The organism is Flavobacterium sp. LC2016-01, assembly GCF_009711135.1.
Classification (GTDB): Bacteria; Bacteroidota; Bacteroidia; order Flavobacteriales; family Flavobacteriaceae; genus Flavobacterium.
In genome coordinates, this window is the sequence record NZ_WMIC01000001.1 from 377,171 (window position 1) to 401,438 (window position 24,268).

Below are 24,268 nucleotides of genomic sequence, written 5' to 3' on the forward strand. Positions count from 1 at the left end.
TAAAATGAATCAGAACTCTTTTCCTCTATAATAATTAATCATCAAATCAATAAACTTGCTGTAGCTTTCCATACCGTCTTTTTGATTATTTGATTTAAGGAAACTGTCATAAACAAAATGAAAACCTTTATCAATAAAAGTGTCGTATTTCTGCCAGAAATCTTGACTTTCCTGATAGTTTTTTAAAATCCCGACATGAACCGTTTTCTTTAATTGATTAAAAACCTTCTCGTTTTTAAATTGCCAGATTCCAAGGCAATAGCGCAAAGCAAAACTATATCCGGAATATTGATAATATAAGTTGTCATTTTTCACCGTTGCCAAAACGCCTATAAAATTACATTCATTTTCACTCGCAAAGCCAATTTGATGCGCCATTTCGTGCGAACTTGTAATGGGAAAATTATACATGGGCAGTAAATCATTTACCTGCGCTTCATTTGTAAATGGATTCAAATAACCGCCAAATCCCATGTAAGTCAAAGGAACGCTGAATAGTGATTTTTTGACACTCAAAATCTCATACTTAAAATAGGGATGTTCTTTTGCTAAATTATCATATCCACTGACATTCATTTTAAAAACGTCTTTTTGAGAATAAGGGAAAACTACTTTTGCAGCATCATTTTTTGTGAGTTGGTACTGAATTTCATTGGTCTTGTTTATTAATTTTTTTGTAAAAGCCAATAAATCGGCATCAGTATATTCTCTTTTAACTTCCATCTTTTCAAACAAAGGTTCACGGTAATAGTTAAACGCCCAAAGTACATGAAATAGAAAGTAAAAAACAGAAATTTTGCCTAAGATTTTTAGAAGATGATCTTTCCAGTTTGTTCTCCAAGTTTTTCGTATTTTCCAAAACCAAATGATAACGGAAAGAATTAAAACAGCATAAATACAGTCGCCGACAGAAAACGGAACTTTGCCCAAAAGTGTTCTCGAGAAACGCGAAATTCTGATATAAAAGTTATTGCTGTAAAAACCTTCAACATAATCGGGGAAAAATGGCAGGATTTTTAAAAAGATAATCTGAAGTAAAAGAAATAGGGGAAGAATATATTTTGATTTCACAGTATAATTTTTGGATACGTAAATATAATTACAATATTGACTGATTGAAAAAAGTTAGCCACGAATTCCAAAAATTTTCGCTAATTACTGATTTGTCCGATTTTAGAGCTATTATAATTTGTGCTAATTCGTATAATTTGTGGCTAAAAAAGCATTTAAACTTTGTAACTTTGGGACTCTTAATTGTTAAACTTCAAACAAAATATAATGAGTCAGGAAATTAGAAATCTGGAACCAAAAGCACTTTGGAATAAATTCGCAGATTTAAATGCTGTTCCGCGTCCATCGAAAAAAGAAGAACGTGTTATCGAGTTTATGAAAAACTTTGGAAACAGCTTAGGTTTAGAAACTTTTGAAGATGAAATCAGAAATGTAATCATCAGAAAACCTGCAACTCCAGGAATGGAAAACCGCAAAGCTATTGTAATGCAAGGTCACCTTGATATGGTGCACCAAAAAAATGCCGACACTGTTTTTGATTTTGATACTCAAGGAATCGACATGTATATAGATGGTGACTGGGTTCGTGCGCGAGGAACAACTCTTGGTGCTGACAACGGACTTGGAGTAGCTACAATTATGGCAATTTTAGAAAGCAAGGATATTCCGCATCCGGCAATTGAAGCATTGTTTACAATTGATGAAGAAACTGGAATGACAGGAGCTTTAAATTTAAAAGGAGGCATTTTGCAAGGTCAGATTTTGCTGAATCTGGATACCGAAGAAGATGATGAAATTGATATTGGATGTGCCGGCGGAATTGACGTTACAGCAACACGAACATATCATGAAGAAGAAGTTCCAGAAGGTTCTGTTGGTTATACTATTACTGTAAAAGGCTTAAACGGTGGACATTCAGGAATGGATATTCATAAAGGTTTAGGAAATGCGAATAAAATCATGAACCGTTTGTTATTTGATGCTTTTGAAAACTTCGGTTTGCAGATTGTTGAAATTAATGGAGGAAGTTTAAGAAACGCAATTCCGAGAGAAAGTGTTGCGAAAGTAATAATTTCTCAAATGTTTGATGAAGCGTATGTTTATGATATGCAGGAAATTATTGCTGATATCAAAGCGGAGTACAAAACAACTGAACCAAACTTATCGATTGAAATCGTAAAAGGCAATTTGCCTGAAAAAGTGATGGATTTAGGAGTTCAAGAAGGAATTATCAGAGCGATTTACGCAGCACACAACGGAGTTTACAGAATGAGCGCTGATATGGCCGATTTAGTTGAAACTTCAAATAATATTGCTCGTGTAATCATCAAAGATGGAGAAGTATTAGTGGGATGTTTGACACGTTCTTCTGTTGAATCTTCAAAATTTGATTTGGCTAATTCGTTGCGTTCAGCTTTTGAATTAGTTGGATGCGAGGTTGAACTTACGGGTTCTTACCCAGGATGGACGCCAAATGTAAATTCTGAAATTTTAGAAGTTTTAAAAGAGATCTACGAGAAACAAAATGGTGAAAAACCAAAAGTAGTAGCTTGTCACGCTGGTTTAGAGTGTGGTATTTTAGGAACTAATTATCCAGATATGGATATGATTTCTTTTGGTCCAACTATTCACGGAGCACATTCTCCAGACGAAAGAGCCAGCATTTCATCTGCTCAAAAATATTGGAAATTTGTATTGGAAATTCTTTCGAATATACCGGTTAAATAGTAGTGTTCAGTGGTCAGCTTTTTAGTGATCAGTTTGTATAAAAAAGAAAGCAATCATATTGATTGCTTTCTTTTTTATAGAATTACCTTTACTGATCACTAAAAAGCTGACCACTGATCACTTTTTTTTTAATCCCTTTTGGGAGAATTCTTCTTTTCTCTTTTTTCTTCTTTTTTTTCTTTAGCCGTTTTTAACGGTTCTTTTTTTGCTGTTTTTTTAGCATCTTGACCTTTTGACATGACTTGCTTGTGTTAAAGTTAATTACAAGTAAATATAGTGTTTTTAAGGTATATGAACGTATTTCATAATTTATTTACTTAGCAGCCGTCTTCGCTAGGTGGACGTTTATAAATTGTTTTACTATTTAGTTCTACATAGTCGCCCGTTATTATTGGATATGAATATTTTGGCGCTTGCGATAGGCCATGGCTTCTTATAGTTATTTTGTCGTTAACTTTCAGTTTATGTAATTGGTCAAAGGTATTGTTGAAATTCAAAGTAGTATAATCAGACTTTTCTGTTCCAAAAGCAAGAATATAATCGCCACCATTAATCCTGACCATCATACCGTAACCTAATCTTGCACCTTGCGGAAGAGAAAGAGAGGTTACAACTCCGTCCATATCGGTATAATCAATAATGGACTTGCTTATTTTAGTAACACTGGCATGCATTTTTTTTCCTGCAGCAGATGCTTCCCATTTTTTGTACATTTTACCATCAGGTGTAGCTTCCCATTTTTTTAATGCCGCTTTCCTTTCAGCATCAGAGAGGTGCTTCGGGATTTCCTTTTTAAGAGGTTCATTTTTAATTTCACGATTAGCAAATACCACTCCGCTTACCACAACCAGCGATAAGATCACTACATAAATGATTTTTTTCATGTTTTCGTTGTTTTAATTAATACTATAGTTTTATCTCTTTTTAAAGTTTATGAAGCAAATTACTTTATTATTTTGCTGATTGAGAGTTTAAAATTGTAAATAAAAATGTAAACTTTGTAAATAAAAACTTGATACTATGTCTAATAGCAGAAATCTTCTTTCAGGAAAACGCAAATACTTGTTCGGATTGCTATTTTTCTCATTTATCTGTGTAATCTGCGTAATTTGTGTTGCTTTTAACAGTGAGGATAGTGATGACTATAACTACGCGAGAAGAGAAATTTTGCTTCGCCGAATTGGACATGAAATACTTCTACAGTCGGGTGATAGTACATCAAGAGTATTGCCTGTGAAAAAAATCGCAGAAAATGAATACCTGATTCGTTTTGAGAATGACTTTACTTTTCAACCGGACAGCTTAGTGAATACTACCAGCCGTTTTTTGGATAAACAATCGTTTGCAAGTAATTATATTGTTAACGTTTTGAACTGCAGTAATTCAAGTGTGGCCTATGGATATGCTATATCCAAAAACAAGAAAGATAATATTGTAGCCTGTCTAGGAAGAAAACAGCCCAAAGCCTGTTATATGATTAAGATTAAATTCGAACCAACAAGTATAAATATAGTTAAGAATTTATATCTTCTGGGAAGCTTGTCCTTTTTAGGATTTTTCGGTTTTATTTTTTTAAGATCTTTTAAGCCGCAAAAAGCTTTATCTTATAGTGAGCATAAAAATGAAATCGCTTTGGGTTCGGCAATATTTGATGCGATGAACAAGAAACTTTTTGTAAATGGAAAGGCAGTAGACTTGACCGGAACAGAAACCCGTTTACTGCTCATTTTTGCATTGTCTCCCAACGAGATTATAGAGAAAAAACGAATTCAAAAAGAGATATGGGAAGATGAAGGCGTTATCGTCGGACGTAGTTTGGATATGTTCATATCAAAACTTAGAAAAAAACTGGAATTTGATCCAAATATAAAAATTGTTGTTGTGCGCGGCAAAGGATATAAGCTTGAAATTGGTTCACTGAACTAATTTTTTTTGGTAAATAATAATACTTCATACTTTACGGAATAACTATCTTTTAAGGTTCCTATAGTAACGTTCAGATCTTTACAAACTTGATATAATTTATTATCTAGTAAATGAATATCAAATACATACTTCCCATTTTGAGATAAAATCGTTTTATGCTTAATAAACGATATTCGAAATTGAACATTTTGGTAAATTAATTTTCGACTAAATTTCAATTCATCAAGTTCAAAATTGTTGAATATAGATTTAATATGTTCTATAAATTCGGTTTCTGAGGTAATTTTTAAATTACAATCAAAATATATGCGAGAAGAAGTACGAGATAAATTCGTTTTAGTTTCAAGAAAATAACCGTTTTTGTGATCTTCGCGTCTATTTTGAAAAATTTCTTCAAAGTTATAATTGTCTGTTTTAGAAATGCTATTTAAATTATATTTTTCAATCAGGTCTTCAATTTTTTCAGCAAGTTGAAATTCATAATCGTAAAGCTCCCACTCGAAAAATTCAATTTTTAGATTTTCTTCATTTTTTGAAATAGTAATGTTGGAATCAGAATACAATTTTACCAATTCTTTTACCTCATGAACAAAACTGTCTATAGAATTAATTGGAGATAAAATACATTCTAGTCGAGGAGGAGTATTTGCATGTCCGCCAATTGCATTATTAAAAATGAAAAATTTAATATTAAAAAAATCTAGAGGATTCAAAATACTCCAATCTTTACCAAGTGCAATTTTATGTGGTATTTGTGTCATAAAAATCCATTGTATTAGCTGTTATGTATCGTAGCTTTATTTAAAATGCCAATTCATTAATCCTAAAGATATAATTGAATGGCCCCAAGTTTCGAAACTCTTTAATTTTGCCGTAATTGGAATTGTGGATGTTGATTTCCATTGTCCGCTTGATGGCGTAAGCATAATTGCTTCATAAACTAAGTCTTTGTTAAAAGGATTATTTAACTGCAGCATAGTATTTATATTCTTTCGGTCTTTAGCATCTTGAGAAAACTGAATTTCTATTGTCTTTTCGGGATGTATATTTTCTGCTACTATTTTCATGCTACTTATTGAATCTCCAGCAATTTCACATTCAACGAAAACTTTTTCACCACAATAAATTTGTAATAATTTTTCCTTTACAAAATATGGGCTTTCAGGAATTTCAGCTTTGTACTGCTGTGTTTCATTCGCTGCAATTTCTAAAGAAAAAGGTTTGCGATTCTTTTGCGCAAAAGAAGAAAATGTAATTAATAAAGTGAAAATAATTAGGATTTGTTTCATATGTTTTTGGGTTAATGTTGATACTAGGGCACATAACGTTCTACTACTACAGCGGGGTTGAGACTAAATTAAACCCTATTTTCGGATTTGCCAAATCAGCACAAGTGCAAAGCTGACTTTTCATTAAGCCTATTGTCTAAATTTATTGTATCAGCTGTTGGAAGATGAATTTTAAGTTCATTTACTCGATTTTATTTAAAGGTATATTAATCGTTGGAGTGTCTTCTACATATTTCACATCAATAACATCACCCTTTTTTAAATCAGGCACTGACTGAAATATTTCTTTACCATAATATTCTTTTCCTTTAGCAAAAAAAACATATATCACTAACCAAGTTTCTTTAACTTCTTTACCCTTAATATAAAACCCATCCTGATGAACAATTTCCGTAATATTGGCTTGTGTATTTAAGCAGTATTTCTCATTAATTGTCTTAATTTTTTCGTCAGATGTTGTGCCGCCATGAATATTTGAGTGCAGTAAATTCATTGTGATAACCGTGATTACTATGCAAGCAATAAAAGTTATTTTTCCATCATTAAACATGCCGACACCATCAGCAGAAGCAAAAAAAGTTTTTAGGAAAAAATACGAAGGAATAAAAATTAAAAGATAATTGAAAATAATTGAAAGCAGACCGTGAATTGGAGGAGAATTTCTAACTAAATAGTATGCTGATACAAATCCTAAAATTAAAAATATTGAGGCTAATGTTTTCTTCATTCTTTTTTGGTTTTTAAACAATTGTATGTTGTTAATAAAGATTTGGTTTGATTATTTGTTGTAGTAGCTGTTTTTATTCAGGGTATTTTCCGCCATTTTTAATCCAATGATCAATTTTTTGTCTTTTTTCTTTCGGATTTTGGTTTTCAATTCCGTATCTAATGATATCAAAATATTTGAATTTTTTTGGATAATTCGTTTTTCTTGCAATTAGAGAATTTGGAAAAGTTACTCTATAAACGTTGTACGCTCTGACCGATTGATTATAAGCATCAACATTAGAATTTAGTTTTTCGTTAAATTCATTTTCGATATTTTCGGACATGAGTTTTTCATTGATTTTGTATTCAATATATTCAAAATCTCTTGAGAATTCCTCTTTTTTAATGTCCTTAGACATTTTTAAATAATGCTGTAAACTATCATCATTGATTGTTTCAAGAATGAGTTCTTTGTTTCTTAAATTTATGTTTTCAGTGTATTTTTTCCAATTTTCTTCAACATTTTTACTTGAGCTTTCTAAATTAGAAATCACATTATTTCTATAAAAATAGTAAGCAACAATACACATTAAAATAAAAGCAATTATTGTTATTAAACAACCTTTTAAAATTTTCATATTAGAGGTTTATACTTATTTAGTTTTCGTTTTTTTTTGCATAAGCAACGTTCTGGGACTACAGTGGGTTAAGGACTAAATTATTTCTTTTTTGTAGATTTACAATATAGTTCCAAATAAAACCAACTTTCTATTAAGCCAAATACCCAAATCCGTTGTAGTAAATGTTATAGCTAGTATTTTTTTTCAATTTTTGAATTTCAGAGTTCTTATTACTTTCAAAAATGATTTCTGATTTTCATTGCTCAAATTGTAACCACTAATCTGAAATTTCATTCCTTTTCCATCAGTACGTGTGTTTTCAAAATAAACTCCAGTAGTTCCTATTCCTGAATTTTTAGGCACTACGATTTTTGCTTTAAGTCCATAGATTGTCTCGTAATAACACGTATCCTTTTTGAACTCCCGAAGTTTGTTTTGTCCTCCTCGAGCATAAAATTTATAATAAGGTCCATTGATTGTGTCTAGCTTGTTACGTTCCCAATCATCAATAAAAATACTGTCGTTATTCCTAATTAAATACTCACCATTATTAAAGCTCTCTTCGAGATCGTTTGAATATAATCCATAGTCAAAATATACAGTGTCCTTCTTGTCAATTCCTATTTTACCCACAAAAGAGTCTATGCCTCTCTCTTTGACATAATTCCATTTACTAGGAGTTTCCATTGAAAAAAAAACAAAATCCATTTTTTTTTTCACTGCTAAAAATTAGTAGAAGAGGAAGTATAAAAATAAATAAATTTAATATTCTCATAGTTCTTTTTATCAAATTTGAGTAGTAGCATTAGCCATAACGTTCTGATACCACAGCGGGTTTTAGATTAAATTAAGTTCTAATTTTTGATTTGCCAAATAGTCTCAAATACAAAACCAAATTTTCATTGAGTCAATTGCCCAATTCCGTTATAGTAGCTGTTGTCGGTAATGCACTTATTTTACAATGTTTTTTTACTTCTTTTCTTTTAATTCTGCTAAAAGCTTTTCTTCACTAATTGGAAATTTCATCGCTTTTCTGTTGCTAATGTCTCCATAATCCTCCCACATTATTTCACTTCCATCTTCTATATCTTCGTAAATAGGAATAAGATTTCCGATTCCAATAAAAATCCATTCCATTTCTAAATTGTCAGAGTTAATGAATTTAAATTCTGCGTCCTTTCCAATTTTAACAGCTTTATCATATGCTATTTTTGGTGTTTCGGCTTTAATTATATGGAAATTTCCCCAAGTTTTGACACGACGTAATTCTTTTGCTTCATTTCGATTTACGGGTTCACATTTTTCAATTATTTCAGCGATATACCACTTTCCATTTTCAATTGATATTTTCTCGTTTTCCATATTTTCTGTTTTGCATTACTGCTAACGTTTCACTACTATAGTGGGTGTGGTACCAAATTAAATCCATTATTCATATTTGTCAAATCATCTCAAATACAAGCAATTTCATTAAGTTAATTGTCCAAATCCGCTGTAATTAGCTAGCTAATGAACTCTTACCAAGTCATGTGAAATAAAGTCTTGTATTCTTTCCAATGGTTATTTACTTTTTTGTAAAGAATTAGTTTATTTTCTGAACAATAATTTCCGCAATTATATTTAATCCAAATGCCAGCAAGTTTCTTGTTTTTCGAGAAAATTGGATATCTAAGCGAATAATAAGCATTCTTTTCAGATAAATTTTCTTCTATTATTTTCAATTCGTTATCACTTATAAAATGAACATTATCAATTAGATTTGCTGGTATATTTTTTTTAGTTTTTAATAAATTAATCTGCTTATTTTGAAAAACTATATCTTCCTTGGTGAAATACTTGCTCCATTCCTTGATTATCGGATTGTTTTTGCTGATTATAGAATACTTTTCAATCTTTGTTTCGATTCTATTGGTTTTTAAATTTTGCTTTAGGTCAATAAAAAACGCCTTATATTCTTTATCCGAAATAAGATTTGTATTTGTTTGTGAATTCACTTGTGTGACATTCAGGACGAATACGAAAGTAATATAGATAAGATATTTCAAGATTTTTTGATATGTTTTGAAAAAAATAAATTATTTAAATTTTGTCTTTTTAAGCTAATAATTCGTGTGCTAACGATTAACTTCTCGCTGTTACAGCGGGTTTGAGACTAAATTAAGTTCTGTTTTCGGATTTGCCAAATTAACGCAAATACAAAAGCAATTTTCAATTAAGGCAATTGCCGAAATCCGTTGTACTATCTATTAGTCATTAGTTTTTTAAATTACTGATCTAAATTTTCCAGTTCCTTTATTCTTTCTGTAGTCTTTGTAATTAAGCAATCTATTTTCATTTTGTTTTCATACGGTCCACCGCCATCTCCTGGATCTTGACTTTGAAATTTACAGTCTAAATCTCGGAATTTTATCCATGCTTTTTGAGCTTCAACTAAATTCTTTTTGTCAGTTTCTTCAAGTCCTTTCATTAGCTTATTATAAACAGAATTTAATTTTTTGTCAACTCTTTGATATTGTTTATAAAGTTCATCTTCTCCAGTAACAGATTGTGAAAAGGAAATTGCACTAAATAATAAGAATAAAAGACAAAATATTTTTTTCATTTGAGTTTTTGTTTACGTTATCCTCCGTCTAATAATTATCCGTTTTTATTTATTTTGTAAAACTCAAATATAGAATATTTGCCTTATAAATCATCCAACGAACTTTTAATTTATTGAATACTTTTCGTACTAACTTTTATAAATTTTCGCAGCTTTACCGCATGCCTAAAAATCAAAAAATCCCTGACCGCTTTTAGCAATCAGGGATTATTTATTTAAAAGTTAAGTTGTTCAGGCTGACCACTAAAAATCTGATCACTGAACACTAACTTAATTACGTTTCAATACTTTATACTGCTCATAACAGCCACTAATAGCATCAAGAATCTGCAAGTCATTTGCTTGCTGAACAAAAGATTCTGAGTAGTTGCAGCGTTGTAAAATCTCCGGAATTTCTTCTTTTGTTATTCCCAAAAGCAGGGCAAGCGTTTCTCTGTCGTATTTAGTTTCAAGAAGATTTCTGATCGTATCATCTTTTTTCATGTCTTTAAGCTTCTTGAGTTCTTTTCCATTTTTTCCAAAGAAATTATAAAGCATATCGGCGGGGTTAAAAATAGAACCCAATACTTTTCCGAAAGCATTTGGAGCATATTCACCGGCTTCATAACCTTGTGTAAGACCTGAAATACTGTAACGGTAGTTTTCTTTTGTCGGAATCAATTTTGAATCAATTTCAAGATATCCTGTTAAGTTGAAAGGAGCAATAACTACTTCTTCAAGTGCAATTGCTTTTTCGGTAAGCTGAATTCTTGTGATTTTGTTTTTTATCCAGTCATTGGTTACTCTGATACGCAAAGATTGGAATCCCAGAATAGAGAATTGCAGTGTGTCATTTTGCTGTACATCAATTTCAAAATAACCTTTAGCATCAGACTTTGCGCCTAGTACTTTGTTTTTATTGATGATATTTACATTAGGAAGAGGCTGTTTAGAATTATCATTAAAGATATAGCCTGAAACTCTTTGTGGAGCTGTTGATTCTGTATCTTGGGCAAAACCAATACTCGAAAGTAACATAAAAAAGAAAACTGCGAAATATTTCATATCCTGATTTAAAGCACTAAAAGTAATAAATCAGGATTAAATATTTCGTAGTCTTGGAATATAATTATAAGAAAATTAACAAAGGATACAAGTGTTGCTTTTAGTATTTAACTAAAAAGAGGCAAGGAGAAAGATTCTTGGCATAAAAAAATCCCAAATTCCAATTATGTCTGGAATTTGGGATCTATATTTTAAGAAACTAAATTATTAATCTCTTCTTGGTCTTCTTGGTCTTGGTGAATCACCAAAGCTGTCAGAACGTCTTGGAGCTCTATCAGAACTTCCTTCGCTTCTTGGAGCTGAACTTCTAAAACCACCTTCTCTTCTTGGAGCAGATGAATTTCTGTCGCTTCTGAAACCACCTTCTCTTGGAGCTGAGTTTCTGTCGCTTCTGAAACCTCCACCACCAGAACCTTCACGTCTTGGAGCAAAACTTCCTTCTCTTCTTGGTCCTCCAGAACTTCTTCCGCCACCACGATTATTGTGATCACGTCTTCCGCCACCGTCATTTTTAGAAATTTCAACATTAATACGACGTCCTTCTAATTGTACGTTGTTTAATACTTCCATTACTTTATCAGTATGCTCAGGATCAGTGTTAAAGAAAGAGAAACCTTCTTTTACATCTACTTTGAAAACGTCATCACGACCTAAGTCTAATGTTTCTTTCAAGTAATCTTTAAGCGTCATCCAATCGAAGTTATCTCTTGAACCGATGTTTACAAAATAACGAACTGCTCCATTATTATTGAATTCTCTTGGTTCAGCATCACTTCTTTCGCGTCTTTCTCCAGATTGAGATGAAATATCTCTGTTCTTTTTATAGTAAGCAATAAAACGGTTAAATTCTACTGAAACCATTTTCTTAATCAATTCTTCTTTAGATAAACCTTCAAGAACATTGTTGATTGCTGGCAAGTAGTTGTCAATTTCGTGATCAACTTCAGTATCTTTAATTTTGTTTGCTAAGTGCAATAATTGAATTTCGCAGATTTCAATTCCAGAAGGAATAGTTTTTTCTTCGAATTTTTGTTTGATGATTCTTTCGATAGAAGAAATTTTACGCAACTCACTTTTTGTAACGATAACAATAGAAGTTCCTAATTTTCCAGCTCTACCAGTACGTCCAGAACGGTGGTTGTATGTTTCGATTTCATCAGGAAGCTGATAATTTACTACGTGAGTAATGTTATCAACGTCAATACCACGTGCAGCAACGTCAGTTGCAACAAGCATCTGAATTTGTCTTCCACGGAAAGATTTCATTACACCATCACGCTGTGCTTGAGATAAATCTCCGTGCAACGCAGCAGCACTATATCCGTCTTCAATTAATTTCTCGGCAATAGCCTGAGTATCTCTTTTAGTACGACAGAAAACCACAGAGAAAATATCTGGGTTAGCATCTGCCAAACGTTTTAAAGCTTCGTAACGGTCACGTGCATTTACTAAATAAAATTCGTGAGACACTGTTGAAGAACCTGAATTTTTAGTTCCAACAGTAATTTCAACTGGTTCGCTCATGAATTGTTTTGCAATTCTAGCAACCTCTTGTGGCATAGTTGCAGAGAACAACCATGTACTTTTTTGATCTGGAGTATCTGATAAAATAGACACGATATCCTCATAAAATCCCATGTTTAACATTTCGTCAGCCTCATCAAGAATACAGTAATCTATATTTTTAATGTTAACTAAACCTCTGTTAATCATGTCTTGCATTCTTCCTGGAGTTGCCACAATAATTTGTGCTCCTCTTTTAATCTCTCTAGCTTGCTCTGTAATACTAGCCCCGCCGTAAACTGCTACCACATTAATACCTTTTTCGTATTTTGAGTAGTTTTTAAGTTCGTTGGTAATCTGTAAACAAAGTTCTCGTGTTGGCGATAAAACTAATGCTTGTGTATTTCTGTTGTCAGCATCAATTTTTTGAATTAGCGGAAAACCGAAAGCTGCCGTTTTCCCTGTCCCTGTCTGAGCCAACGCAACCATATCTGTGTCTTTTTCCAATAATAGGGGAATCGCCTTTTCCTGTACCTCTGACGGATTTTCAAATCCTAGATCTAAAATCGCCTTCAGTAACGATTCATTCAATCCTAATTGTTCAAATTTGTTCATATGTATTTTTAAAATAGGGTGCAAAATTACTGTTAATTATTCAGATAAACTAATGCTATTTTAAGAATTATGTATTTCTTATGATTTGATAATCAAAAAGTTATGTTTAATGTAAAATCATTTTTGCCGAAGATTGAATAATTTTCGGAAAAATTACGTCGTGAAATATAAATTTTCGTCTTTAAAATGTTGTATTTTAAACAATTATTTTATTGTATTCAGGAAATCAATTAGTTGCTCTGTTGCTTTTGCACGATGACTGATTTTATTTTTAATTTCGGCTGCTATTTCTGCAAAAGTTTCTGAATAATTTTCAGGCTGAAAGATTGGATCATATCCAAAACCATAAATTCCAGATTTTTGATGTGTGATTTTTCCTTTTGCCAAACCAGTAAAAAGATGCTGTTTTCCATTTAAATTTAATGCAATAACGGTTTTGAACTGTGCATTGCGATTTTCTTCTTCTGATAAAGCTTCTAAAAGTTTATTCATATTATCGTCAGCATTTTTTTGTTCGCCAGCATATCTTGCCGAATAAACTCCAGGTTCACCATTCAATGCAGCGACTTCTAATCCTGTATCATCGGCAAAACAATTGTAGCCATATTTTTCGGTTACATAATTTGCTTTTAAAATTGCGTTACCTTCAATAGTATCGGCAGTTTCAGGAATTTCTTCGAAACAGCCAATTTCTTCAAGACTTAATAATTCAATTGAGCCATTTAAGATACTTTGAATTTCTTTGATTTTGTTTTTATTGTTTGATGCGAAAACGAGTTTCATAATAGGTATATTTTAAAATGATTTTTTCGATAAAAAAGATAAATAGTATTCCTGCTGTATAAGCCAGAATATCGAACCATAAAAAGCCTTGCCCTAAAACATATCTTCCAAAAAGTGTTTTTCGGAGTTCAATAATCCATTCTCCTTGATAAAGCTGTAAAAATTCAATGCAGTAACATAGTAATAGAGAAATTAAAACGATGACAGAAGCTTTTTTAGCTGGAAGAAATATTCTCACCAAAAAATAAATCATTACTGCATAAAGAAAATCGCCAATCCATAAAGGAATAAAAGAAATTTTTCTTGAAATAATTCCGAGAAAAATAATCGACAGAAAAAAAATCAAATAAAGAAGTCTGGATTTTTTCAAGTTTCGGGAGATATTATTTTAAAGCAAATATATGACAAACAACACGTGGATTAAGAAAAATGGGCAAGAAAGTACACTTTTAGGGAACGAAAAATACAAACACTCAAATAAGTTCTCTTTATTTCATAAATTTATCGATTCAATAAACTATCGATTAAAAAATAACCACATGAATGTAAAATTTTTCGCTCTGATTACTGCTTTGTTTTTACTTGGAACTCAGGGTTTTTCTCAAAAGAACAGTTCGTTTACTATTAAAAAACAGCTTGATTACTGTGCAGAACAGGCATCAAAAACATTAAAAGTGATTCCGAATGACGGAACTTCGCCAAGAACAGTTCCAAATGGAAGCAAAGAATGGAAATTTGTTGGTTATAAAGATTGGACAAGCGGTTTCTGGCCAGGAGAATTATGGTATTTATATGAAGCAACTGGAGATAAAAAATGGGAAAAAGAAGCCGATAAATTCAGCCGATTCTTAACACCTTTATCGGTAAGCAAGGCAGGAGATCACGATTTAGGTTTTCAGGTTTTTAATAGTTTTGGAAACGGATATCGTTTGACAAAAAACAAAGAATATAAAGAGATCATTCTAAAAACGGCAGATACATTGGCAACACTTTTTAATCCGAAAGTGGGAACAATTCAGTCTTGGCCTCATAATAAAATGGGCGGTCACAATACCATTATTGACAACATGATGAATTTAGAAATGTTGTTTTGGGCTTCTAAAAATGGAGGAAATAAAAAATTGTATGACATTGCTTTAAAGCATGCCGAAACAACAATGAACAATCATTTCAGACCAGATTATACTTCTTATCATGTTGTGATTTACGATTATGAAACGGGAAAAAAGATAAAAGGAAGAACGGCTCAAGGATATAGCGACGATAGTATGTGGGCGAGAGGCCAGGCGTGGGGTATTTATGGTTTCACAATGGTGTACAGAGAAACTAAAGATCCTAAATTTTTAGATTTTGCACATAAAATTGCCCGAGTTTATTTGGATAAATTGACAACAGAAGATTTGATTCCGTATTGGGATTTTAATGCGCCAGATATTCCAAATGCACCGCGTGATGCTTCTGCAGCGGCAATTGTGTCTTCGGCACTTTTAGAATTAAGTTCTTATACAAAAGATAAAAATCTAAAAAATGAATATTTGACGAAAGCTAAAAAAATGATTGTTTCACTTTCAGATAATTACCAGAGCCGTGATGTCAATTCGGCATTTTTGCTTCATTCTACAGGCCACAAACCAGCCGGAAGTGAAATCGACTGTTCAATCAACTATGCAGATTACTACTATTTAGAAGCACTTTTGAGACTTAAAAAATTAAAATAAATTTTTAAAATCGTAAGAGGATTATTTTTTAATTCGAATCAAAACATTTTATATGTAAAGATTTGGATAAGTTTTACTATTGCTTATTTTCGTAGTAAAATATTTATTATTTTAACCGAAAAAAATTGAACTATGATTAGAAAAATTACCCAAGTCTTATTTGTTTTAACGATTTTATTGTCTTTGTCAAGTTGTATGGATACGAAGCAAAAGACACAAGCCTTTGTAAATTCATATAATAATTCCGCTGCTAATTTCAGCAACGAAATAATTATTTCAACAGAAGCAAAAGCATTTCACAATGAAAAAAGAATTGAAATCAATGTTGAAACTTCCATAGAGCAAAACGAAAACAACAAATCTATTTACGGACAGATGTTTCCTCTTTTTTTAAAAGAGGCACTTACAACAGATCAAAATGTTAAAGATTTAATTGAAGAAGGCGTGGTTTTCGATGTTAATTTTCTAGCAGATGATAGAACATCGATTGCAGAATTTAAAATCGATCAGAAAGAATTGGCTGCTTTATTGAAAAAGAATGCTGGCAAACCGACAATTTCTGCCGAATCATTAGCATCATCTGACAGCGATACGCAGCTTCAGCAGATATTGGTTATGATGAATCAAAATATGCCATTCAAAAATAACGACGGAAGTAAAATTTTGAAAATTTATGTTAATGATAAAAAGCAGCTTGTTTATCAAGTAGAAATGCCTGAAGATGTACTTGAGATATTAAAAAATAATGCAGCCAATTCTTTGGTAAAAGAAAGTATTTTAAGAGAAGGTCAGCTGCAAAAAGTGGCTAGTACTGTAAGTCGCTATGGTATTAAAGATATAAAATACGAATATCTAAACGCAAAAGGTAAAATCGTTAATAGTATGGTTATAACTGAAAAAGATCTTAAACTATAATGAGTGGAGAATCATCAAGCTGGAGAACAGTTTTAAGTATTATTTTTGTTATAGTGACCTCAATCAGGCTGATGTACACTTGTTCAAATATGAACAGAAGAGACGATAGCGCAGTAAATAATCTGGATGTCAGTCCTTATGTTATGACCCAAGAGCAGGCTGAAGCTATAGCTGACCAAAAACGAGTTAATACTAAGATTGTACAGTTTGAAAAAAATAGATTTTCTAATAATTTGTTTTATAGTGATTATGCTGCATTAGATAGTTTAACTGTTTCTGAGCAGGAAGAATATGGGGTTTGCAGGCTGAAAAAAGATTCTCTGATTTTTATGGATATAAAATCACAGTTAAATATTCCGAAAGAATATTATTTGCAGAATAATCATGATGATTCGCTTCGGGTTGCTTTTAAGTCACCTCGAAATTTAACTATTTTTATTCACGATTTTGAGACCAAAGAAAGTGTAGAGAATGGTTTTAAAAGTGTTAAAAGATACAGTAATCTTGAGAAATTTAAAGTAGAGAATAATTTGGAATCTGCTAAAGTTTTTTCATATAAAATTTCTAAAGAGGGTAAAAAATTCAATGGTTATGCTTTGGCTTTTCAAAGTAAGACTAGAGATTACCAAACTTTTTATGAATTTGAGAGCAGCACACTTTCAAAAGACATGCTAAAGAACAAAGCATTAGAATTTTTGATTCAAAATACGAAACAAAAAAAATAATGTTTTTTGAATTAAATGCCTTTCTCAATCGAATTTTGCATCAGTATTAAATATAATTCCTAAATTTATTTAGTATAAAAACTATAGTTATGATAAAAAAAATCAGCCTGATTCTTTGCTTTTTTACAGTTGCCATGCTATCTGTAAATTGTAAAAATGCAAAACAAAAACTTCAGGAATATGTTACTGCATATAATACTGCTGCGCCAAGTTTTAAGGCAGACCATGTTACCTTGACAACGGCAAGAGGGTATATTAACGATAATAAAATTGAATTGCGATTTGAGACGGGCTTGGAACAAAATCAAGCCAATAAAATGGCTGGAGATCTTGCATTTTCAAAGCTTCTAAAGGAAATGATAAATAAAAATCAGCTTCCAAAAGATTTGGTTGAAGAAGGAATTCGGTTTGATGCTTATTTTTTAGCAAATGACAATACAGTTCTTTCAAAGAAAATTATCGATAAAGAATCTATTTCTGAAATATTAAAATAAAGGAACTACTGATATTTTAAACGGCTCAAAATAATTAAAAAACCTCTTTAGTTTTTCTGAAGAGGTTTTTTTTTGCTTGATAAATTTTGTCTTATTTGGCTGTATGTGATTTGTAATTAAATAATTACTAATTTTATTTTTTCATTCTAATGTTGTTTTTGTGTTGAAAGTTTGTTATGTTTGAGTTAAAAAATAACCAAAAACCTAAAAAATTATGAAAAAAATTACCCAAATCGCATTTGTGTTTGTTTTGGTTTTAGTTCTTGCCAGCTGTAAGAACACTAAGCAAAAAATTCAGGAGCACGTTAGTAATTACAATACGACAGCTTCTATAAAAGGAGGAAATGTTGTATCGACCAGCTCGAAAGCATTTTTAAATGATAATAAAATTGAAATTAGAATTGAAACAGATTTAGAAGGAACTGAAGAAAACAAATTGGCATATCAAGAGACTTTCCCAAGTTTACTTACTGAAATGATTAAAAACGACCAAATCTCTAAGGAGTTAATTGAAGAAGGTGTAAAGTTTGATGTATATTTTATCTCTTATAATAATATCATTCTAGCAAAACAATTAGTTGACAAAGAAGAATTGGCAATCCTAGAAGATTCAGCGGGTGCAGGAAACGGAAAAGAAACTGCAAAACTTTAGTGCCTGGAAAATAAAACTACTTTAACAATAGATAAAATGTAAAAAGCCTCTTTGATTTCAAAGAGGCTTTTTAGTTTAATTTCTTTTGGTAACGTTTGTTAAGTTATCTGGAAAGTATAATTCAGAGAGATTCGTAAATTCATCGCCTCGCATGAAGATATTAATATCAACATCTGCAAAAGAAGTTTTTCCGGCAGCAGCCAAAAGTTCATTTGCTGAGTGAAGCGTATTTTTATGAAAATGATAAACACGCTCTGACTTATCGGTGACAACCAAACCTTTCATCAGCATTTTATTTTGAGTTGCAACTCCTGTCGGACATTCATTATTATGACATCGAAGCGCCTGAATACAGCCTAAAGAGAACATAAAACCTCGCGCACTGTTACACATGTCAGCACCTAGAGCAACGGCATGCAAAATAGAATAGCCAGAAATAATTTTTCCGCTTCCAATAATTCTGATTTTATCTCTAATATTTAATCGCACCAAAGTTTTGTTGACAAAAATTAAAGCGGGCTCAAACGGCATTCCAACTCCATCCGCAAATTCTAGAGGTGCAGCACCAGTTCCGCCTTCAGCACCGTCAACGGTAATAAAATCTGGATAAATATCGGCAGCAATCATTTCGTTGCAGATGGCTTCAAATTCGGCTGTATTTCCAATACATAATTTAAATCCAATTGGTTTTCCGTTTGACAGTTCACGCAATTGTTTTATGAAATGTATCAGTCCTTTTGAATCCGAAAAAGCGTGATGGCCTGGAGGAGAAAGAATCATAGTATGCGGTTTAACCCCTCTGATTTTAGCAATCTGCTCCGTATTTTTCTTAGCAGGAAGCACGCCTCCATGTCCCGGCTTTGCACCTTGAGAAAGCTTGATCTCAATCATCTTCACATTTGGAAGATTTGCTTTTTCTGAGAATTTTTCTGGGTTGAAATTTCCGTCATCATCACGGCATCCAAAATATCCCGTACCAATTTGCCATGTAATATCGCCGCCTCCAGCAAGATGAAATTCAGTTAATCCGCCTTCTCCGGTATTTTGGTAAAAATTTCCTTTTTGTGCACCAATATTGATGGCACGAACGGCATTTTCGCTTAAAGAACCAAAACTCATTGCCGAAACATTAAATAAAGAAGCAGAGTAAGGCTGTTTGCAGTCTTTTCCACCAACTAAAACGCGCGGTAATTCTTCGTTTACTTTTGCTGGGAAAATAGAATGTTTTATTCCTTCGTAGCTTTCTGTATTTAAGTTTTGCTGTGTTCCAAAAGGGGTGCTCGAATCAATATTTTTAGCTCTTTGATAAACCAAAGAACGCTGATTTCTAGAAAAAGGCTTTCCGTCTGTTGATCTTTCAATAAAATACTGTTGAATTTCCGGCGCAATCATTTCAAATAAATATCTGAAATAACCTAGAACTGGAAAGTTTCTTAAAATTGCATGTTTTTCTTGTGATGCATTATAAACTCCGACAATTAAAAGTAAAGGGAGAATAAGTACTAACAAAAATCCACGTCCGGTGTAATAATAAACTGCGGCAACAATTAGAAACAATAAGAATCCGTAAATGAAGAATTTTTTTCTCATGTTTTTAAAAAATTAAATAGGTAATAAGTGTAATAATTTAGTTGAATCGTAAACGTACATAGACGTGTTTGATTCCTTTTTTGTCTGATTCTCTTTCGTCAATTTCAAGAAAATCAGTCAGTGATTTCAGCATTGGCGTAAGTTTTGAATAACCATAATTTCTTGGGTCAAATTCTGGTTTTTTCTTTACAATCAAATTCCCGACATCTCCTAAAAATGCCCAGCCGTCATCATCTTCAAGATCTTCAATTGTGGTTTCAATTAGTTCAATAGTTTGTTTGTCAACCTTATGAAGTGCTTTTTCGGTTGGTTTTTCAATAGGTTTTTTAGTATCGGAAGGCGTAGTTTTTGGTTTTTTCTTCTGAATTGCCCCATCCAAAACTTCAATATAAATAAATCGGTCGCAGGCAACAATAAAAGAATTTGGGGTTTTCTTTTCGCCAATACCAATCACCTTCATTCCCGATTCGCGAAGCCTGATGGCAAGACGAGTAAAATCACTGTCGCTCGAAACAATACAGAATCCATCTAATTTTCCTGAATACAGCAAATCCATTGCGTCTATAATCAAAGCAGAATCTGAAGAATTTTTCCCAACTGTATAACTATATTGCTGAATAGGAGTAATGGCATGTTCCAAAAGGACACCTTTCCATCCGTTGGCATTTGGTTTTGTCCAATCGGCATAAATACGTTTGGTTGTTGGCGTTCCAAACTTTGCAATTTCCTCCATCATACCTTTTACGTTGCTGTAGGGCACATTATCGGCATCAATCAGGACGGCCAATTTTAAATCTTTTGAGTTGCTTAACGCCATTATTTCAATATTAGAAATTAAGTTTCTCAAAGTTAAAATTAAAATTGGTTTTTATAAGAATCGATAGGTGAATTAGTGCTTTGATCAACACTAATTATTTTCATTATAAATAATATGGAACAACTCAAAAATTAATTAAAGATAAATTTGTCTTTTATTGTGAGTCTGTATATCTTTGTCTGGAATTAATAAACGGATATATGTTTTCAAAAGCGTGTGAGTACGGAATTAGAGCTTCTATTTTTATTGCTGCCAATTCTTCAAAGGGAATCAGAGTCGGTATAAAAGATGTTGCCAAAGAAATTGATTCACCTGAGCCATTTACAGCAAAGATTATGCAGATTCTGACTAAAAACGGAATTATTCATTCGGCTAAAGGAGTCGGAGGCGGTTTTGAGGTTTCAAATGAAGCCGTAAAATCAATAAAATTAATTCAAATCGTGGATGCCATTGACGGCAACAAGATTTACACTGGCTGCGGTATTGGACTTAAAGAATGTTCTGCGGTGCATCCTTGTCCTGTTCATAACGAATTTACGAAAATAAGAGGTTTGCTCTTGGAAATGCTAACTAAAACTACTTTGGAACAATTGGCTTCGGATGTGAAATCTGGCGATTTTTTCCTTAAAACATTGAATACAAACGATTAATATTTAATAAATTATCTCAAATATGAATACAAAAACCAAAATTTCACTATTGATCCTAATGGGATTTTTAACCATAACTTCTTGCGGTAAAAAAGAAACAGCGCCGGCTGAAGAACAAACAGAAACATCTACAGAAGGAGAACCAGCTCCAACAGCTGCACCAACTGAAGAAAATGTATTAGTTATTGAAGGAAATGACCAAATGCAGTACAATGTAAACGAATTGAAAGCCGTTGCAGGGAAACCAATTAAACTGACTTTGAAACACGTTGGAAAAATACCAAAAGAAGCGATGGGACATAATTTAGTAATCCTTCAAGAAGGAACAGACGAAGCTGCTTTTGCTTTGAAAGCGAATGACGCTAAGGCAACGGATTATATTCCAGAATCTGAAAAAGCTTCAATTATTGCTCATACTAAATTATTGGGCGGTGGCGAAGAAGATACAATCGAATTTACAATTGATAAAAAAGGAACATACAAATACATTTGCTCTTTCCCAGGCCACGTGGCGATGATGAAAGGCGTATTAATTGTTGAGTAAATAATATAGACTTCAAATCGTATCATTGGGTTTGAAGTTTTTTTTAAAACTAATAAAAGATAAAATTGTCTTTTATTTAATCGAAAAAGATGAAAAGAGAAAAAAAATTATGGATTGTTTTTGCATTGGTCATGAGTATTTCATTTGCAGTGCTTGGTTATTACGGATACGAGATTTATCAACAGGCACCGCCGGTTCCAAAACAGATTGTTTCAGATTCTGGAAAAGTTATTTTTAGTGAAAGCGAAATTAAAGACGGACAAAATATCTGGCAGAGTATAGGAGGCCAGGAAGTGGGATCGATCTGGGGACACGGTGCTTATGTAGCTCCAGACTGGACTGCAGATTGGCTCCACAGAGAAGCGGTTTTTATACTGGATATTTATGCCCAAAAAGATTTTAATAAAAAATATGACGAATTAGATGCTGAAAAGCAATCGGCATTAAAGATTCGTTTACAGAAAGATGTACGAACTAATCGTTATAATCCTGACACAGGTGTACTTACGATTTCTGAAAATCGTGCTGCAGCGATCAAAGGTTTAAGCGAATATTATAAAGGTCTTTTTACGAATGATCCTAAGTTCGATAAATTAAGAGGAGAATATGCCATTCCGAAAAATTCGATTAAAGATGCTGAACGAATGCATAAGATGAACGCTTTTTTCTTTTGGGCAACTTGGGCAACAGTTACCAATCGACCAGATTCAAAAATTTCATACACGCACAATTGGCCATCAGATGAATTGGTCGGAAATACTGCCACAACCGAACTTTTGGCTTGGTCTGGAGTAAGTATTATTCTATTGATTTTAAGTGTTGGAATTTTAGTTTTCTATCATGCAAAATCAGGTGAAGAAGAAGAATTCCCGCTTCCAAAAGAAGATCCAATCATCAAGCAGGGAAAAACTAAATCAATGGGATTGGTGACTAAATATTTCTGGGTTGTGAGTTTATTGATGGTTTTGCAAATGGTTTTTGGAATCATAACAGCGCATTATGGAGTAGAAGGTAACGGTTTGTACGGAATTCCAATTGATAAGATTCTGCCGTATGCTGTAACACGTACTTGGCACACACAATTAGCGATTTTCTGGATTGCAACAGCTTGGCTGGCAACAGGATTATATATTGCGCCGGCAGTTTCGGGCAAAGACCCTAAATTTCAGTGTTTTGGAATCAACTTTTTGTTTGTGGCTTTATTGATTATTGTTTTAGGTTCAATGGCTGGACAATGGTTTGGTGTAATGCAAAAACTGAATTTGGTTCAAAATTTCTGGTTCGGACATCAAGGTTACGAATATGTTGATTTAGGTCGTTTCTGGCAAATTTTCCTTTTGGTAGGATTGTTTTTATGGCTGGCTTTAATGATTCGTCCGTTACTTCCTGTTCTTAAGAAAAAAACAGAAGAGAAAAATCTAATGATCTTGTTTTTAATTTCTTGTACCGCCATTGCGATGTTCTACGGAGCAGGATTAATGTGGGGAAGACAGACGAATTTAGCCATTGCTGAATACTGGAGATGGTGGGTTGTTCACCTTTGGGTGGAAGGTTTCTTCGAAGTATTTGCAACTGTTGTGATCGCATTTTTATTTGTTCGTTTGGGATTGTTAAAAACCAAAACAGCAACCTTAAATGTACTTTTTGCGACAATTATTTTCATGTCTGGAGGGATTTTAGGAACATTTCATCACTTGTATTTCTCAGGAACACCAACAGCAATTATGGCTTTGGGAGCAACATTCAGTGCCTTAGAAGTTGTGCCTTTAACTTTAATCGGATTTGAAGCCTATCAAAACTATAAAATTTCAAAATCAACACAATGGATTGCCGATTACAAATGGCCGATTTACTTTATGATTTCTGTAGCATTTTGGAATTTCCTAGGCGCCGGAATCTTCGGATTCATCATCAATCCGCCAATTGCACTTTATTATATACAAGGCTTGAATACAACGCCATTACACGGACATACTGCTTTATTTGGAGTGTACGGAATGCTGGGAATTGGTTTAGTGTTATTTGTATTGAGAAGTTTGTACCGAAATGTAAGCTGGAACAACAAACTGCTTAAAATCACTTTTTGGTCATTAAATATTGGTTTATTCCTAATGGCAATTTTGAGTTTGCTTCCAATTGGGGTTTGGCAGGCAATTGAAAGTATCAATCACGGAATGTGGTACGCACGTTCATCAGAATTAATGCAGCAGCCAGAAATGATTACGCTGAAATGGCTTCGTGCCATTGGAGATTCAATCTTTGGAATCGGATTTATTACAATGGCTTGGTTTGTATTTGAACTGACTTTAAAAAACAAAAAATAAAAACACATTA

General features: G+C 32.6%; 26 protein-coding genes. 10 read left to right on the forward strand and 16 right to left on the reverse strand.

What is annotated here, in order from left to right:
• Window positions 1–9: 9 nt before the first annotated feature.
• On the reverse strand, window positions 10–1,071 hold the full coding sequence (locus GKZ88_RS01650; RefSeq protein ID WP_347343845.1) for a DUF3810 domain-containing protein: 1,062 nt from the start codon (window positions 1,069–1,071) through the stop codon (window positions 10–12).
• Between the two features lie 207 nt (window positions 1,072–1,278).
• Between GKZ88_RS01650 and GKZ88_RS01655 the strand changes: the two genes are divergently transcribed.
• Window positions 1,279–2,739 (forward strand): aminoacyl-histidine dipeptidase, encoded by a 1,461-nt coding sequence (locus GKZ88_RS01655; RefSeq protein ID WP_155100664.1) that lies wholly within the window; start codon window positions 1,279–1,281, stop codon window positions 2,737–2,739.
• 317 nt (window positions 2,740–3,056) lie between these two features.
• Here GKZ88_RS01655 and GKZ88_RS01665 read toward each other — a convergent pair whose 3' ends face one another.
• Entirely contained in the window at window positions 3,057–3,623 is a 567-nt protein-coding gene (locus tag GKZ88_RS01665) for a hypothetical protein (protein ID WP_155100665.1), read from the reverse strand.
• 349 nt (window positions 3,624–3,972) lie between these two features.
• On the opposite strand from GKZ88_RS01665, the gene GKZ88_RS01670 reads away from it, so the two are divergent.
• A complete protein-coding gene (locus GKZ88_RS01670; RefSeq protein ID WP_347343846.1) occupies window positions 3,973–4,665 on the forward strand; it encodes a winged helix-turn-helix domain-containing protein in 693 nt (230 codons plus the stop codon).
• On the opposite strand, the gene GKZ88_RS01675 is transcribed toward GKZ88_RS01670, so the two are convergent.
• From GKZ88_RS01675 to GKZ88_RS01730, 12 genes are all read right to left on the reverse strand, one after another.
• Window positions 4,662–5,426: a hypothetical protein gene (locus GKZ88_RS01675; RefSeq protein WP_155100667.1), complete on the reverse strand. Its 765-nt coding sequence runs from the start codon at window positions 5,424–5,426 to the stop codon at window positions 4,662–4,664. The genes GKZ88_RS01670 and GKZ88_RS01675 overlap by 4 nt on opposite strands.
• Window positions 5,427–5,462: 36 nt before the next feature.
• Window positions 5,463–5,954, reverse strand: coding sequence for a hypothetical protein (locus tag GKZ88_RS01680; protein WP_155100668.1), 492 nt, complete (start codon window positions 5,952–5,954; stop codon window positions 5,463–5,465).
• A 181-nt stretch (window positions 5,955–6,135) separates the two neighbouring features.
• Complete coding sequence (locus GKZ88_RS01685; protein ID WP_155100669.1) at window positions 6,136–6,681, reverse strand: hypothetical protein; 546 nt, start codon at window positions 6,679–6,681, stop codon at window positions 6,136–6,138.
• A gap of 73 nt (window positions 6,682–6,754) precedes the next feature.
• Window positions 6,755–7,300 (reverse strand): hypothetical protein, encoded by a 546-nt coding sequence (locus GKZ88_RS01690; protein ID WP_155100670.1) that lies wholly within the window; start codon window positions 7,298–7,300, stop codon window positions 6,755–6,757.
• 186 nt (window positions 7,301–7,486) lie between these two features.
• A complete protein-coding gene (locus tag GKZ88_RS01695; protein WP_155100671.1) occupies window positions 7,487–7,990 on the reverse strand; it encodes a hypothetical protein in 504 nt (167 codons plus the stop codon).
• Window positions 7,991–8,251: 261 nt separating this feature from the next.
• Window positions 8,252–8,644 carry a DUF4288 domain-containing protein gene (locus GKZ88_RS01700; protein ID WP_155100672.1) on the reverse strand — a complete coding sequence of 131 codons (393 nt, stop codon included), beginning with the start codon at window positions 8,642–8,644 and terminating at the stop codon, window positions 8,252–8,254.
• 155 nt (window positions 8,645–8,799) lie between these two features.
• On the reverse strand, window positions 8,800–9,327 hold the full coding sequence (locus tag GKZ88_RS01705; RefSeq protein ID WP_155100673.1) for a hypothetical protein: 528 nt from the start codon (window positions 9,325–9,327) through the stop codon (window positions 8,800–8,802).
• Between the two features lie 221 nt (window positions 9,328–9,548).
• Window positions 9,549–9,884 carry a lysozyme inhibitor LprI family protein gene (locus GKZ88_RS01710; protein WP_155100674.1) on the reverse strand — a complete coding sequence of 112 codons (336 nt, stop codon included), beginning with the start codon at window positions 9,882–9,884 and terminating at the stop codon, window positions 9,549–9,551.
• Window positions 9,885–10,154: 270 nt separating this feature from the next.
• Window positions 10,155–10,928 carry a carboxypeptidase-like regulatory domain-containing protein gene (locus GKZ88_RS01715; RefSeq protein ID WP_155100675.1) on the reverse strand — a complete coding sequence of 258 codons (774 nt, stop codon included), beginning with the start codon at window positions 10,926–10,928 and terminating at the stop codon, window positions 10,155–10,157.
• Between the two features lie 207 nt (window positions 10,929–11,135).
• Complete coding sequence (locus GKZ88_RS01720) at window positions 11,136–13,046, reverse strand: DEAD/DEAH box helicase (RefSeq protein WP_155100676.1); 1,911 nt, start codon at window positions 13,044–13,046, stop codon at window positions 11,136–11,138.
• A gap of 204 nt (window positions 13,047–13,250) precedes the next feature.
• Entirely contained in the window at window positions 13,251–13,829 is a 579-nt protein-coding gene (locus GKZ88_RS01725) for a non-canonical purine NTP diphosphatase (RefSeq protein ID WP_155100677.1), read from the reverse strand.
• Window positions 13,801–14,199 (reverse strand): DUF2809 domain-containing protein, encoded by a 399-nt coding sequence (locus tag GKZ88_RS01730; RefSeq protein ID WP_155100678.1) that lies wholly within the window; start codon window positions 14,197–14,199, stop codon window positions 13,801–13,803. The genes GKZ88_RS01725 and GKZ88_RS01730 overlap by 29 nt, the downstream gene beginning before the upstream one ends.
• A gap of 31 nt (window positions 14,200–14,230) precedes the next feature.
• On the opposite strand from GKZ88_RS01730, the gene GKZ88_RS01735 reads away from it, so the two are divergent.
• The 5 genes from GKZ88_RS01735 (at window position 14,231) to GKZ88_RS01755 (ending at window position 18,333) form a co-directional block, all read left to right on the forward strand.
• The gene (locus tag GKZ88_RS01735; protein ID WP_230392446.1) at window positions 14,231–15,547 is read left to right on the forward strand and encodes a glycoside hydrolase family 88 protein; all 1,317 of its coding nucleotides are present in this window, start codon (window positions 14,231–14,233) and stop codon (window positions 15,545–15,547) included.
• 132 nt (window positions 15,548–15,679) lie between these two features.
• Complete coding sequence (locus GKZ88_RS01740) at window positions 15,680–16,462, forward strand: hypothetical protein (RefSeq protein WP_155100679.1); 783 nt, start codon at window positions 15,680–15,682, stop codon at window positions 16,460–16,462.
• Window positions 16,463–16,551: 89 nt separating this feature from the next.
• Window positions 16,552–17,187: a hypothetical protein gene (locus tag GKZ88_RS01745; RefSeq protein ID WP_155100680.1), complete on the forward strand. Its 636-nt coding sequence runs from the start codon at window positions 16,552–16,554 to the stop codon at window positions 17,185–17,187.
• Window positions 17,188–17,276: 89 nt separating this feature from the next.
• Window positions 17,277–17,681 (forward strand): hypothetical protein, encoded by a 405-nt coding sequence (locus GKZ88_RS01750; RefSeq protein ID WP_155100681.1) that lies wholly within the window; start codon window positions 17,277–17,279, stop codon window positions 17,679–17,681.
• A 214-nt stretch (window positions 17,682–17,895) separates the two neighbouring features.
• Window positions 17,896–18,333 (forward strand): hypothetical protein, encoded by a 438-nt coding sequence (locus tag GKZ88_RS01755; RefSeq protein WP_155100682.1) that lies wholly within the window; start codon window positions 17,896–17,898, stop codon window positions 18,331–18,333.
• A gap of 75 nt (window positions 18,334–18,408) precedes the next feature.
• On the opposite strand, the gene GKZ88_RS01760 is transcribed toward GKZ88_RS01755, so the two are convergent.
• The gene (locus GKZ88_RS01760) at window positions 18,409–19,923 is read right to left on the reverse strand and encodes an FMN-binding glutamate synthase family protein (protein ID WP_155100683.1); all 1,515 of its coding nucleotides are present in this window, start codon (window positions 19,921–19,923) and stop codon (window positions 18,409–18,411) included.
• Window positions 19,924–19,960: 37 nt separating this feature from the next.
• Complete coding sequence (locus tag GKZ88_RS01765) at window positions 19,961–20,740, reverse strand: NYN domain-containing protein (protein WP_155100684.1); 780 nt, start codon at window positions 20,738–20,740, stop codon at window positions 19,961–19,963.
• 200 nt (window positions 20,741–20,940) lie between these two features.
• Here GKZ88_RS01765 and GKZ88_RS01770 point away from each other — a divergent pair, with 200 nt between their 5' ends.
• The 3 genes from GKZ88_RS01770 (at window position 20,941) to GKZ88_RS01780 (ending at window position 24,258) form a co-directional block, all read left to right on the forward strand.
• On the forward strand, window positions 20,941–21,390 hold the full coding sequence (locus GKZ88_RS01770) for an Rrf2 family transcriptional regulator (RefSeq protein ID WP_155100685.1): 450 nt from the start codon (window positions 20,941–20,943) through the stop codon (window positions 21,388–21,390).
• Window positions 21,391–21,412: 22 nt separating this feature from the next.
• Entirely contained in the window at window positions 21,413–21,934 is a 522-nt protein-coding gene (locus GKZ88_RS01775; protein ID WP_155100686.1) for an azurin, read from the forward strand.
• A gap of 89 nt (window positions 21,935–22,023) precedes the next feature.
• A complete protein-coding gene (locus GKZ88_RS01780) occupies window positions 22,024–24,258 on the forward strand; it encodes a nitric-oxide reductase large subunit (protein ID WP_155100687.1) in 2,235 nt (744 codons plus the stop codon).
• Window positions 24,259–24,268: the final 10 nt, after the last annotated feature.